Origin of the sequence: Oerskovia rustica (assembly GCF_014836555.1) — a bacterium.
GTDB classification, from domain to species: domain Bacteria; phylum Actinomycetota; class Actinomycetes; order Actinomycetales; family Cellulomonadaceae; genus Oerskovia; species Oerskovia rustica.
Window position 1 is genome coordinate 73,617 of sequence record NZ_JACSQQ010000020.1, and the last position, 13,252, is coordinate 86,868.

Here is a 13,252-nt window from a genome sequence, read left to right on the forward strand (position 1 = left end):
CCCCCCCCCCCCCCCCCCCCCCCCCCCCCCCCCCCCCCCCCCCGTCCCACCTCACCCCTCGGAGCACCCCGCATGCTGACCGCACAGCAGGTCCTGGACACGACGTTCACCGCGACCAAGTTCCGTGAGGGATACGACGTCGAGCAGGTCGACATCTACCTCGACGACGTCAGCGCGACGTTCAAGGCGTACGAGGCGGGCGGCCGTCCCGGCACGGGGTTGCTCACCTCGGCGGCGGCCGGGGACGTCCGGTTCTCGGCCACGAAGTGGCGTGAGGGCTACGAGGTCACCGAGGTCGACGAGCTCATCGACGCGATCGTCGGCACGCTCCGGTCCTACGAGTCCGGCCCCACCCCGACGTCACCCCTGACCGTCCCGCACCCGACCGCGGCGGCGCGCGACGACGTCGGGCAGCAGGACGCGCCCGCACCGGACCACGCGCCCGGCGCCCGGCCCCTCGGCATCCACGACCTGACCACCCAGCTCCAGTACGCGCGCGTCCGCGCGAACGGCAGCGACCGGCTCGTCGTGCTGCTCCCCGACGGCTCGAGCGCCCACGTGACCGCGCTCGACGCGGGCCCCCAGGGGATCACGCTCCGCACCGCGCCCCAGGAGTAGCCCGGAGCGGGGCTACGGCCTCCGCACCCGCAGGACCGTGTCGCGGATCGTGGCCGGGCGTCCCTCGGCGTCGAGCATCTCGCGGGTGGGCGCGTCGTTGGTCTCGACCGTCCACCCGTCGAGGTCGAGCTCGCTCAGGAGATCGTCGCCCGTGTAGAAGAAGTGCTCGTCGAACTCGCGGCGCACCGTCTCGTGGTCCTCGGGGTGGTGCCCGACGACGAGCAGCCGCCCACCCGGTGCCACGGCCTGCGCGAGGCGCGGGAAGACCTGGCGGCGCAGGTCGGCCGGCAGGTGCATGAAGTGGGCCGTGACGAGGTCGAACCGCTCGTCCCCCGGCTCCCACCCGACGAGGTCGGCCTGGCGCCACTCGATGCGCTCGGCGACCTCGGCGCTCACCGCGTCCGCGTGCGCCGCGGCCTTCGCGAGGGCTATGGGCGACACGTCGAGCCCGACCACGCGCCACCCCTGCCGCGCGAGCCACACCGCGTCGGCCCCCTCGCCCGCACCCACCTCGAGCGCGCTGCCCGCGGGCAGGTCGGCGACCTCGCGCACGAGCTGCGGGTTCGGGTTGCCGCTCCACACCGATGCCGCGGAACCGTAGCGCTCGTCCCAGAACGCCTGGTCGTGGTGGTGCTGCTGGTGGCCGTGCTCGTGGTTCTGGTGGTCGTGTGCCACGCGGGCTCCTCGGGTCGGGGCGGGCCGCAGGGGTCGGCCGTCTTCCCCGACCATGGGGCCTGGCCCGGCCCGCGCGCAAGCGCCGTTGCCGTTCCGGCAAATGCCTACCCGATCCAGCCGAGCCACACCACGGCGTCGCGCGCGAGCAGGAACCCGACGATCCCCACGACCCACGCCGTGGTCGACGCCGCGTTCCTCGTCATCCACGCGTTGAGCCGGTCGAGGAGCGGCCCCACCTGGCGGGCCGCGAGGACCCGTCCCGCCAGGAGCACCAGCGCGGGCAGCACCATGACGACGCAGTACCCCGCCAGGACGACCGTCGTCGCAGGCCACCCGAGGTCCGCGCGCGTCATCATCCCGATCGCCGCGAGGTACGGCAGCATCGACGCGAGCTCGATCGCCGCAGCCGCGAGCGCCAGCCCCATGAGGGCCGTCACGGAGCCGGTGCGCGGCGCGGTCGCCACGCCCGGGTGCGAGCCGGGTACGGGGCGCGCTGCGCCGTCGGGCACGGGCGTGAGGGCCGACGGCGCCGCTCCCGTCTCGTCCGACGCTCCCATCGCGCGGGCCCGCCACCGCAGGACGCGCCCCTGTCCGTCCGACGAGCCCTTGGACCGTCGGTCGAGGCGGAAGCTGTACGCGACGAGCGCGGCCCCCACGAGCAGCTCGACGATCCGGGCGGGCCGTGTCTCGAAGAGCTCGCCGAACCCTTCGGCGAAGGCCTCCGCCCCCAGCGCGATCACGACCCCGACCACGAGGTAGAACCCGACGATCGTGCCCAGGTAGACGAGCAGGCGCGCGACGCGCACCCGCCCCGGGGTCATGAGGAGCCACACGGGGATGAGCAGCGTCCCGAAGCTCGTCGAGTCGACGAGGGCCAGGACGACGAGCGCACCGAGGAGGGGCAGGAGTTCCATGCCGCAAGGTTCGTGCGCGGCGGCGGGTGGCGTCGTCGGGCGGACGAGTGATCCTCGGGCCGGCGGGCGGCGCGCCGTACATCGTTCGGGCGATCCCCGGGCGGGGTCGCTGTGCTGTGATGGGGGCGTGCCCGACCCCCTGCCCACGGCTGCCGACACCGGGTCCCCGACCGCGGGCGCCGACGCGGCGACGGCGCCGAGCCACGCCTCGCGCATTCGGCGGCTCGTGCGCCGGGTCGACGCCGGGTTCCGCGACGACGGGCCCGGCGGGGACCCGTACGACGCGGCCGGGACGTTCCTCGTCGGGGTCGCGCTGCTCGCGGTCGGGGTGGTCTCGGTCTGGTCCGTGTCTGCGTTCGTGCAGCCCGCGAACCGGTGGTGGCACGTCGTGCCCCTCGCGGTCGGCTGCCTGATCCTGCTCGCCAAGCGCCGCCACACCGCGCTCGCCCTCGTGGGCGGGACCGTCGCGGTCGTCGCCGACGTCCTGATCGGCGGCAGCCTCAGCATGCTCCTGGTCCTGTGGGAGCTGCTGTTCGCGTGCGGCCTCTACGGGAGCAGGCGGCTCCGGGCGGTCGTCAACGTCGTCGTGACGGTGCTCGTCGTCGCGGCCGCGGTGGCCACGGGCGAGTACTTCCGGGACGTGCAGGGGTTCGCCCTCGGCGGCATCCAGGCGGCGGCGATCATCGCGACGCCCCTGTGGTGGGCCGCGAACGTGCGCCAGAAGACCGACCTCGCCGCGCTCTCGGCCGAGCGGGCCGACCTGGAGGCGCAGCGCGCCGACCTCGAGGCTCAACGGGCAGCCGACCTGGAGCAGATCGCCGAGCTCGGTCAGCACGAGGCCGTGCGGGCCGAGCGCGCCGCGATGGCACGCGACCTGCACGACGTCATCGCGTCGCACCTGTCGGCCATCGCGATCCACTCGGGGGCCGCGCTCGCGTCGCCTCCCGACGCCGCGAAGGACCGGGCGGCGCTCGAGCTCGTGCGGTCGAGCAGCATCACGTCGCTCGAGGAGATGCGCGCCATGATCCTGCTGCTGCGCTCGGACCTGCCACGCACCGACGGCTCGGCCGGCCCCGCGACCCGCGACGCGTCGCGCGGCACGGTGCTCGCGGGCGAGGCCGTCGCGGCCCCCGCGCGCCTGGCCGGGCTCGACGACGTGATCTCGTCCGCACGCGCCCAGGGCCTCACGGTCGAGGTCGAGGACCCCGACGACGCCCGGTCGGCGCGCCTCCCGTCGGCTCTCGACCAGGCCGCGCACCGGATCGTGCAGGAGGCACTGACGAACGCGGCCAAGCACGCCCCGGGGGGCCGCGTGCGGGTCGTGCTCGGGCTGGACGAGCCGCCCGAGCACCGACTCACGGTCGAGGTCACGAGCACCCTGACCGCCCGCTCCGGGCCGCTGCCCCCGAGCCTGAGCGCCCGCACCGGTCTCCTCACGATGCGCGAGCGCGCCGAGGCGCTCGGCGGCACGTTCCGGGCAGGCCCGACCGACGCGGGCGACGCGTGGACCGTCCGGGCCGACCTGCCGCTGAGCCGGTCCTGCACCGAGGCGTCAGGACGCACCCCGCCCGCCCTCGACCCCACCGACACACCCGGAGCCCCCGCATGATCCGTGTCCTGCTCGCCGACGACCACGCCGCCATCCGCGCCGGCCTGCGCTTCCTGCTCGACTCCGCACCGGACGTCGAGGTCGTGGGCGAGGCCTCCGACGGCGCCGCCGCGATCACGAACGCCCGCGCCCTGCGCCCCGAGGTCGTCCTCATGGACCTGCGCATGCCCGGCGTCGACGGCATCGAGGCCACGCGCACGATCGTCGCCGAACGCCTCGCCGAGGTCCTCGTCCTGACGACGTTCGACCTCGACGAGTACGTCGACGAGGCCCTGCGCGCAGGGGCCGCGGGATTCCTGCTCAAGACCGCGGAGCCCGCCGCCCTCATCGACGCGGTCCGCCGCGTCGCGGCCGGGGACGGCGTCCTCGCACCCGAGGTCACGCGCCGCCTCCTCGCGGCGTTCGCGTCCGCCCCACGGCCCGACGGCGCCGCTCACCTCCCGGGGGGCGCGCCGCCGTCGGGCACGCGGACGCCGGGCGACCCGCGCCTGTCCGACCTGACCCCGCGCGAGACCGACGTGCTCGCAGCCCTCGGCCGCGGGCTGTCCAACCAGGGCATCGCCGACGCGCTCGTCATCAGCGAGGCCACCGCGAAGACGCACGTGTCACGCGTGCTCGCCAAGCTCCAGGTCACGACCCGCATGCAGGCCGCGATCGTCGCGCGCGACACGGGACTCGCGTAGCGCACGGCCCTCGCCCCCCGAACGGGAGATGCCCCCGATCCGGAAGGGGATCGGGGGCATCTGCGCGCTCGTCGAGGGCCGGGCGTCAGGCCGACTCGACGATGTGCCCGCGCTTGATGACGAAGTCGTCGCGCATGTCCTCGAGCTCCTTGCCGCGCGTCTCCGGGATCTTGTAGAAGACGAAGAACAGCGACAGCAGCGCGAAGAACGCGTAGAACGCGTACGCGAAGCTCAGGCCGATGTCGGCCAGCACGGGGAAGGTCGTCGAGATCGCGAAGTTCGCGACCCACTGCGCAGCGGCCGCGACCGCGAGCGCGCTCGCACGGATGCGGTTGGGGAACATCTCCCCCAGCAGCACCCAGACGACCGGCCCCCACGACGCCCCGAAGAACACCACGAACGCGTTGGCCGCGATGAGCGCGACCGTGGCCCAGGCGCCGTCGAGCGAGGCCGTGGACGTGCCGTCGGAGGCCGTGGTCATCGTGGCCTGCGTGAACGCGACGGCCATCATGCCGAGCGAGACGAACATGCCCGTCGATCCCGCGAGGAGCAGGATGCGGCGGCCGATCCGGTCGATCAGGAGGATCGCCACGATCGTCACCACGATGTTCGTGACCGACGTGATGACCGACGTCAGGAGCGCGTCGTCCTCCGAGAACCCGACCGACCGCCACAGCGTCGTCGAGTAGTAGAAGATCACGTTGATGCCGACGAACTGCTGGAAGACCGAGAGCAGGATGCCGACCCAGACGATCGGCTTGAGACCCAGGCGCTTGCCCCTCAGGTCCTTGATCGACGCCTTCGTGTCCGACTTGAGGGAGTTCTCGATGTCCGCGATCTTGTGGTCGACGTCCTCGACCCCCGTGAACTCCCGCAGGACCTCGGCGGCCTTCTTCGTCTCGCCCTTCGCCACCAGGTAGCGCGGGGACTCCGGGATGCGGAGCGCGAACAGGCCGTACGCGACCGCCGGGACCGCGGCCGCCATGAACATCCAGCGCCACGCCTCCTGGCCCAGCCACAGCACGTTCGACGCACCGCCAGCGGCCCCTGCCAGGGCGGCGTCCGTGAGGAGCGAGGCGAAGATGCCGGTCACGATCGCGAGCTGCTGCAACGACCCCAGCCGCCCACGGATGCGCGCCGGGGAGACCTCGGCGATGTACGCGGGCGCGATGACCGACGCGGCACCGATACCCAGGCCGCCGACCACGCGCCACAGGATCAGGTCGACCACCGAGAACGCGAGCCCCGAACCGAACGCCGACACGAAGAACAGTGCCGACGCGATGAGCATGACCTTGATGCGGCCGATCTTGTTCGCGACGGGCCCCGCGAACCAGGCGCCCACCGCACAGCCGATGAGCGCCGACGACACCGCGAACCCGGTGATCGCCGCGTTCAGCTCGAACGTCTCGGACAGGGAGTCGACGGCCCCGTTGATCACCGCCGTGTCGAACCCGAACAGGAAGCCACCCAGTGCGGCCGCCAGGCTGATCCCGACGACCTTCTTGTTCAGCCGCTTGGCCCTGGCCTGGGCCTGTGCGTCCCCAGCCGCTCCCGCGTCGTTGCTGGTCATGACGACCCCCTCCGTGTCAGGTTGTCCTTCGACGATAGTGAGGAGAAGGCGTGGTCGCGCGGTGAGCGACCGTGGTGAGGGTCACGCGACAGGTGACCTGCGGCGTCGGAGGTGCGACGGTGTCTCCGCCGTGTCACCGAGTGTGCCCCCTCGCGCGGTGAACCGCAGGAAAGGTCGCGAGGAGCAGCAGCACGACACCCGCTCCGACCAGGAGCGGGACGGGCAGCCCGAGAGGGTCGGCGTCCCGGAACCGGCCGCGCACGCCCGACCCCGGACCGCCCTACGGCTCGGGGTGCAGCGCGTCGTACCTGAGGAAGCGCGGCTGCGCCCGCAGGATCAGCCACACCACGACGATGCAGGCCAGGCCGCCCGCGACCGCGGCCCACGCCTCGCCGAACCAGCTCGCCTGCGCACCGAGCACGACCTCGCCCAGGCGGGGGCCGCCCGCGACGACCACGATGAAGACCCCCTGGAGTCGGCCGCGCATGTCGTCGGGGGTCGCAGTCTGCAGGATCGTCTGGCGGAAGACCGCGCTCACGGCGTCGGAGGCCCCCGCGAGGGCGAGCGCGACGCACGCCGCGACGAGCCCGCCCACGAGCACCTGCGACGGGTTCGTCGAGCCGACCAGGAGCAGCACGGCACCGAACGCCGCGATCGACAGCCCCCACGCCGTGATGGCCCACGCGATCACCAGCCCCTGCCAGCGCACGCGCGACAGCGCCCCGGAGAACACCCCGGCGAGCACCGCGCCGACCGCGAACGCCGCGCTCAGGACGCCCGTCGTGGTCTCGCCGCCCCCGATGAACAGGACGCCGACCGCGGGCAGCAGCACCCGCGGGAAGGCGAGGATCATCGCGGCGAGGTCGACCAGGAAGGTCGTGCGGACGTTGGGCCGGGTCGCGAGGTAGCGCAGGCCGTCGACCACCGAGCTGATGCCGACGACCTTGCGGCGGGGTGCCGCCCCATCCCCCGCCGGGTTGTCAGGACCACCGTGACCCGGAGTGCTCGCTGGTTCTGACACGTCGCTCGTGAGGACCGGCGGGATCGACGGCAGCCGCCACACGGCCCACAGCGCCGCCGCGAACAGCACCGCGTCGATCGTGTACGCGATCCCGTACCCCCACAGCGCCACGAGGAACGCCCCGAGCAGCGGGCCCACGGTCAGCGCGACGCTCCACGAGATCGTCTGGAGCGCGTTCGCGGCGGGCAGCAGGCGGGGCTCGACCAGGCGCGGGATGATCGCCGAGCGCGCGGGGTTGTTGATCGCGAACGCTGCGGACTGGAGCGCGACGAGCCCGTACAGGACCCCGACCGACCCGACGTCGAGCCATGCCTGGAGCGCGAGCAGCCCCGTGACGACCCACAGCGCCCACGACGCGAGCAGCGCGACCTTGCGGCGGTCGTACGCGTCGACGAGCGCGCCTCCGTACAGGCCGAGCGCCACGAGGGGCACGAGTGCGAAGATCCCGAGCACGCCGACCGCGAGCGTCGAGCCCGTGAGCGCGTAGACCTGGAGCCCTACGGCCACGACCGTGAGCTGGGAACCGAGGTTGGAGATCCCGAGTCCCCACCACAGCCGGCGGAAGGGCGGGGAGACGCGGAGCGGGGTCGTGTCGGCAAGGATGCCGTCGAGGCGGGGCACGAGCGACGAGGCTACCTCGCACCGGCCGGAAAACCGTCTCCCGGGGCGACCGTCTCAGGACGTGAGTCCCCTGCGCGCGGTGCGCGACGCCGTCGGGCCGGCGGGGCGACCGCTCACTCCGCGAGCGCCGCCCGGACCTCGCCCACGAGGGCCGCCATGGCGCGCTCGGCCTCGACGGGGTCTCCCGCCGCGACGGCGCGGGCGACGGCCTCGTGCTCGTCGAGCGCCTCGGCGACGGGCGCCTGCGGCATGAGGCCCAGGTGCGTGCGCCCGGCGAGGACCTCGCCGACGACCTCGGTGAGCGCCGCGAACATCTCGTTGCCGCACGAGCGCAGGAGCAGGGCGTGCAGGCGGATGTCGAGCTGGAGGAACTCCTCGAGGCGCCCGGCCTCGCCGAGCTCGCGCATGCGCGCGGCGAGCTCGACGGCCTCGGTGCGGGCCTCGGGGGTCGCGTGCCGGGCGGCACCGGCCGCGGCGAGGGGTTCGACGGCGCAGCGCAGCTCGGTCAGCGAGCGCAGCTGGGCGTCGCGGCCCGGTCCGGCGAGGCGCCAGCGGATGATGCGGGCGTCGTAGACGTTCCAGTCCTGCTCGGGGAGGACGACGAGGCCGATGCGTCGGCCCGAGCGCACGAGGCCGAGCGCTTCGAGCTGGCGCATGGTCTCGCGGGTCACGGTACGGGAGACGCCGAACTCGGTGCCGATCCCGTCGAGGGTCAGCGTGCTGCCCGCAGGGAGGTGACCTGCGGTGATGCGCTGGCCGAGGACGTCGGTCACCGAGCTGTGGAGCACCGTCGCGGACATGGGTCGAGCCTACGGCTTCCACCATTGGTCACACCATTGTTTGCCAAAGGTGATACCAATCATGCATGCTCGAACAGCGGCCGCAGAGGTCCGCGCACGACGCAGCAGTCGACAGGCCAAGGAACCCCTCATGGACACAGACGTCAGCCCCGCCCCGACTCCGGGGAGCGAGACCGAACCCGTGCACCTCGTCATCATGGGCGTCGCAGGCTCGGGCAAGACCACGGTCGCGACCCTGATCGCCGAGCGCACCCACCGCCCCTACGCCGAGGCCGACGAGTTCCACCCGCAGGCCAACATCGACAAGATGAGCGCAGGCACCCCGCTCACCGACGAGGACCGCTGGCCCTGGCTCCGGGCGATGCGCGACTGGCTCGACCACCAGGCCGCCGAGGGCGACTCCGCCGTCGTGACCTGCTCGGCGCTCAAGCGCACCTACCGCGACCTCCTGCGCACGGCCCACGGCCGCGTGCGGTTCGTGCACCTCACCGGGAGCCCCGAGCTCCTCGAGGAGCGCATGACGCACCGCAGCGGGCACTTCATGCCCGCGTCGCTCCTGCCGTCCCAGCTCGCGACGCTCGAACCCCTCGCGGACGACGAGGACGGGATCACGCTCGACGTCGGCACCCCGCCCGAGGAACTCGTCGACCGGATCCTCGCGACCAGCGCCCTGCCCCACCCCACGATCCCCCGCACGCCCCGTCACCTGGCGGGCGACCCCCGCACCGACACCGACACCGAGGAGCGATGATGCTCACCCTCGCCTCGCACCCGCTCGCCGCGGGCGCCCTGCGCGCAGCCACCGAGACCCCCACGACCGACGCCGGGACGGCCCAGCTGATCCTCGCGGCCGTCGTCGGGATCGCGACGATCATCGTCCTGATCGTGTGGCTCAAGCTCCACCCGTTCCTGTCCCTCATGATCGGCTCGGCGGTCCTCGCGATCGTCGCGGGCATCGACTTCGTGAGCGCGTTCGTGAGCTTCTCGGCCGGGCTCGGCTCGACCGTCGCAGGGGTCGGCGTCCTCATCGCTCTCGGCGCGATCATCGGCAAGATGCTCATCGACTCGGGCGGCGCCGACCAGATCGTCGACACGATCCTCGCGCGCACGCCCGTGCAACGGCTGCCGTGGGCCATGGCGCTCATCGCGTTCGTGATCGGCATCCCGCTGTTCTTCGAGGTCGGCGTCGTCCTGCTCATCCCCGTGGTCATGATGGTGGCCCGCCGCTCCAAGGTGTCCCCGATCCTCGTCGGCATCCCCGCCCTCGCGGGCCTCTCGGCGCTGCACGGCCTCGTTCCCCCCCACCCCGGCCCGCTGCTCGCGATCGACGCGCTCGGTGCGAACCTCGGCCTGACGCTCGGGCTCGGCCTCCTCGTCGCGGTGCCGACCGTGATCGTCGCAGGGCCGCTGCTCGCCAAGCCGCTCGCCGTGTGGGTCAAGCTGCCCCCGCCCACGACCGTCCTGGGCGTGAGCGAGCGTGACCAGGACGCCCCGCGACCGAGCTTCGCGGTCGCCGTCACCGTGGTCCTGCTGCCCGTGATCCTCATGCTGGCCCGGACCGTCGTCGAGACGACCGGCACCCTGGGCACGCCCGTCGGCAAGGGCCTCGAGTTCATCGGGACGCCGCTCGTCGCGCTGCTCATCACCGCGCTCGTGTCGCTCGTCGCGTTCGGCAGCGCGATGGGCCGCACGCGCGACGAGATCAGCACGCTCGTCGACAAGTCCTTCGCCCCGATCGCGGGCATCCTGCTCATCGTGGGTGCGGGCGGCGGCTTCAAGCAGACGCTCGTCGACTCGGGCGTGGGCGACGTCATCGCGAGCGGCATCTCCGACGCGAACCTCTCGCCGCTCCTCGCGGGCTGGCTCGTCGCGGCGCTCATCCGCGTGGCGACGGGGTCCGCGACGGTCGCGACCATCACGGCCGCCGGGATCATGGCCCCGCTGGCGACCGGGCTCCCGCCCACGCACGCTGCGCTGCTCGTCCTCGCGATCGGTGCGGGCTCGGTGTTCCTGTCGCACGTGAACGACGCCGGGTTCTGGCTCATCAAGGAGTACTTCGGCATGACCGTGGGTCAGACGTTCAAGACGTGGTCCGTCATGGAGTGCGTGCTGTCCGTCGTGGCGCTGGTCGTGATCCTGCTGCTGGGCCTCGTCGTCTAGCGCACCCCTCCCGGAACCGGAGGCCCGACGGTGGAGGCGTGCTCCGCCGTCGGGCCCCCTTGCGTGCGGACCGCTACGCGACCGTCGCCCCGAAGACCAGGCCCAGCACGTACGTCGCGGCCGCGGCCCCGAACCCGATCGCGAGCTGGCGCAGCGCACGCTTGATCGGCGAGGCACCCGACAGCAGCCCGACCGTGGCGCCCGTCCCGAGCAGCGCGAGCCCCACGAGCCCGCTCCCGACGAGCACCGCGACCCTGCCCTGGAGGCCGAACAGGTACGGCAGCACGGGGATGAGCGCGCCCGACGCGAAGAACAGGAACGACGACACCGCAGCCCCCATCGCGGAGCCGTGCGTCTCGAACTCGTCCCCCTCCACCGCCGGCGCGATCACGGTCGCGGCCGTGTACGTCGACAGGACCTCGCCCGCGTGCTTCTCGGCCTCGTCGGGCGCGAGGCCCCGCGCCCGGTACACGAGCGCGAGCTCGTTCGCGTCGACGTCGAGGTGCGGCAGCGCGGCCGAGGCCAGGGGGCTGGGCGTCGACGCGTCGAGCAGCTCGCGCTGCGAGCGCACCGAGACGTACTCGCCCGCGCCCATCGACAGCGCACCCGCGAGCAGGCCCGCGAGGCCCGACAGCAGCACGGTCGCGTTCGACGCACCCGACGCCCCGATCCCGAGGATCAGCGCGAGGTTGGACACCAGGCCGTCGTTCGCGCCGAACACCGCGGCGCGGAACGTCCCCGACATGCGCATGCGCCCGCGCGTCGCGAGGCCGCGCACGACCTCCTCGTGGATGCGCTCGTCGGCAGCCATCGTCGCGGTCGCGTCGGCGTCGGTCTCGTACGTCGACCGGGCCTCGGCCCGCTGCGCCAGCGCGAGCACGAACACCCCGCCGAACCGGCGCGCGAACAGCCCGAGGGACCGCGTGCGCCAGTCGCCCCGCAACGGCTTGCCCACGTCGTCGCCCAGCAGCGCGAGCCAGTGGTCCTCGTGCCGCTTCTCGGCGTCGGCGAGCGCGAGCAGGATCTCCTTCTCCTCGCCGCTGCGGCGCGAGGCCAGGTCGCGGTAGGTCGCGGCCTCGGCACGCTCGTCGGCCAGGTAGCGGCGCCAGCGGCGGATGTCCCGAGGGGTCCGACGGCGGTCCGCACCTGCGTGTGCGGGCACGCCGGAGGTCGGTGTGGCGGGGGGAGTCATGCGTTCATCATGGCAAGAAAAGGCCCTCCGTGGGTTTCGGGATCCCCAACTTTTCCGCACGGTTCTGCGGTTCTCGGGAGTTCCGACAGCCCGCGCGGGGGTGCGGCGTGGTTGGATCGGAACATGTCCGAGAACACCGAACGCACCCGTCCTGAGGTCGATGCCCCCGAGGGTCCGGCCCCCACCGAGCTCGAGGTCACCGACCTGATCGTCGGCGACGGCGCCGAGGCGCAGCCCGGCTCGACCGTCAACGTCCACTACCTGGGCGTCGAGTACGACTCCGGCGAGGAGTTCGACTCGTCCTGGAGCCGCGGCCAGTCCATCAACTTCCCGCTGCGCAGCCTCATCGCCGGCTGGCAGCAGGGCATCCCGGGGATGAAGGTCGGCGGGCGCCGCAAGCTCGTCTGCCCCCCGGAGCTCGCGTACGGCCCGGCCGGCGGCGGCCACCGCCTGTCCGGCAAGACGCTCGTCTTCGTGATCGACCTGCTCGGCGTCAGCTGAGCACGGCCTGATCCTGCGGCGCCCCCGCTCCCCCGGTCACCGGTGGGGACGGGGGCGTCGTGCTCCCGGGGGGACACTCCCGACCGCTCACCGTGGCAGGGGTGAGTTTCCGGTCACGCCGGTCCTGACGAGATCCCAGGCGCCCGCCGGCGGAACGCACGTCGCGCACCCGGGTGCGCTCCGCCGTCGGGCCGGGGCGGGCAGACGGCGGTCCCTGCGCCCCGGAAAGTCGGGGACAATGGGCGCGACGGACTTCCGACTCCGATGAGCGAGGACGCACAAGTGATCACTGTCAGCACCGACGGCTCGTGCCTGGTCAACCCGGGTGGAGCGATCGGTTGGGCGTGGATCAACCACGACGGAACCTTCGACTCCGGCGGCGCAGCCTCCGGGACGAACCAGATCGCGGAGCTCATGGCTCTGCTGGAAGCGGTACGCGCCCACCCCAGCGCCGAGCCGCTCCTCATCGAGTCCGACTCCCAGTACGCCATCAAGTGCGCGTCGGAGTGGCTCGAAGGATGGAAGCGCAAGGGCTGGCGGACCGCCGGTGGCAGCCCTGTGAAGAACCTCGAGCTCGTGCAGGGCATCGAGGCCGCGATCACGGCCCGCCCCGGACCGGTGCGGTTCCGGTGGGTGCGCGGCCACGTCGGCAACCACTTCAACGAGCGGGCCGACCAGCTCGCGGGCCTCGCGGCGCAGGACTGGGCCGCGGGTCGTGGCGAGGAGCGGGCGACGCTCGCAGGGACGGACGACCTCGTGGCCGCGCCCGCCAAGCGGCCGGCCTCTGCGGGCCGTGCGGCCACCAAGGTCGGGGCCACCGCCGCGAGCAAGGCCGCCGCGGACGCCTGGACCGAGTCGACGCTCTTCGACTGACTCTCGCGAGCT

Annotated in this window: 13 protein-coding genes; 7 read left to right on the forward strand and 6 right to left on the reverse strand. The window is 73.2% G+C overall.

Features of this window, described 5'->3' with window-relative positions; all coding sequences use genetic code 11:
- The first annotated feature begins 72 nt into the window (after nt 1–72).
- A complete protein-coding gene (locus H9652_RS12755; protein ID WP_191796581.1) occupies nt 73–618 on the forward strand; it encodes a DivIVA domain-containing protein in 546 nt (181 codons plus the stop codon).
- A gap of 12 nt (nt 619–630) precedes the next feature.
- On the opposite strand, the gene H9652_RS12760 is transcribed toward H9652_RS12755, so the two are convergent.
- Nucleotides 631–1,293 (reverse strand): class I SAM-dependent methyltransferase, encoded by a 663-nt coding sequence (locus tag H9652_RS12760; RefSeq protein WP_318244156.1) that lies wholly within the window; start codon nt 1,291–1,293, stop codon nt 631–633.
- 104 nt (nt 1,294–1,397) lie between these two features.
- Nucleotides 1,398–2,207, reverse strand: a complete 810-nt coding sequence (locus H9652_RS12765) for a GAP family protein (RefSeq protein ID WP_191796583.1) — start codon at nt 2,205–2,207, stop codon at nt 1,398–1,400.
- Nucleotides 2,208–2,334: 127 nt separating this feature from the next.
- Here H9652_RS12765 and H9652_RS20335 point away from each other — a divergent pair, with 127 nt between their 5' ends.
- Nucleotides 2,335–3,816 (forward strand): sensor histidine kinase, encoded by a 1,482-nt coding sequence (locus H9652_RS20335; RefSeq protein WP_191796584.1) that lies wholly within the window; start codon nt 2,335–2,337, stop codon nt 3,814–3,816.
- The gene (locus tag H9652_RS12775) at nt 3,813–4,499 is read left to right on the forward strand and encodes a response regulator (protein WP_191796585.1); all 687 of its coding nucleotides are present in this window, start codon (nt 3,813–3,815) and stop codon (nt 4,497–4,499) included. Before H9652_RS20335 ends, H9652_RS12775 begins: the two co-directional genes overlap by 4 nt.
- 85 nt (nt 4,500–4,584) lie before the next feature.
- Here H9652_RS12775 and H9652_RS12780 read toward each other — a convergent pair whose 3' ends face one another.
- The 3 genes from H9652_RS12780 to H9652_RS12790 form a co-directional block, all read right to left on the reverse strand.
- Nucleotides 4,585–6,072, reverse strand: coding sequence for a sugar porter family MFS transporter (locus tag H9652_RS12780; protein ID WP_191796586.1), 1,488 nt, complete (start codon nt 6,070–6,072; stop codon nt 4,585–4,587).
- Nucleotides 6,073–6,352: 280 nt separating this feature from the next.
- On the reverse strand, nt 6,353–7,714 hold the full coding sequence (locus H9652_RS12785) for an MFS transporter (RefSeq protein WP_191796587.1): 1,362 nt from the start codon (nt 7,712–7,714) through the stop codon (nt 6,353–6,355).
- Between the two features lie 113 nt (nt 7,715–7,827).
- The gene (locus H9652_RS12790) at nt 7,828–8,514 is read right to left on the reverse strand and encodes a FadR/GntR family transcriptional regulator (protein WP_191789876.1); all 687 of its coding nucleotides are present in this window, start codon (nt 8,512–8,514) and stop codon (nt 7,828–7,830) included.
- Nucleotides 8,515–8,644: 130 nt separating this feature from the next.
- Between H9652_RS12790 and H9652_RS12795 the strand changes: the two genes are divergently transcribed.
- Nucleotides 8,645–9,265 carry a gluconokinase gene (locus H9652_RS12795; protein ID WP_191796588.1) on the forward strand — a complete coding sequence of 207 codons (621 nt, stop codon included), beginning with the start codon at nt 8,645–8,647 and terminating at the stop codon, nt 9,263–9,265.
- Nucleotides 9,262–10,674: a GntT/GntP/DsdX family permease gene (locus H9652_RS12800; RefSeq protein ID WP_318244157.1), complete on the forward strand. Its 1,413-nt coding sequence runs from the start codon at nt 9,262–9,264 to the stop codon at nt 10,672–10,674. Before H9652_RS12795 ends, H9652_RS12800 begins: the two co-directional genes overlap by 4 nt.
- 73 nt (nt 10,675–10,747) lie before the next feature.
- Here H9652_RS12800 and H9652_RS12805 read toward each other — a convergent pair whose 3' ends face one another.
- Nucleotides 10,748–11,866: a VIT1/CCC1 transporter family protein gene (locus H9652_RS12805; RefSeq protein ID WP_191796589.1), complete on the reverse strand. Its 1,119-nt coding sequence runs from the start codon at nt 11,864–11,866 to the stop codon at nt 10,748–10,750.
- Between the two features lie 123 nt (nt 11,867–11,989).
- On the opposite strand from H9652_RS12805, the gene H9652_RS12810 reads away from it, so the two are divergent.
- Both H9652_RS12810 and H9652_RS12815 read left to right on the forward strand, forming a co-directional pair.
- Nucleotides 11,990–12,367, forward strand: a complete 378-nt coding sequence (locus tag H9652_RS12810) for an FKBP-type peptidyl-prolyl cis-trans isomerase (protein ID WP_030151190.1) — start codon at nt 11,990–11,992, stop codon at nt 12,365–12,367.
- Between the two features lie 282 nt (nt 12,368–12,649).
- Nucleotides 12,650–13,240: a ribonuclease H family protein gene (locus tag H9652_RS12815; protein WP_191796590.1), complete on the forward strand. Its 591-nt coding sequence runs from the start codon at nt 12,650–12,652 to the stop codon at nt 13,238–13,240.
- Nucleotides 13,241–13,252 lie beyond the last annotated feature (12 nt).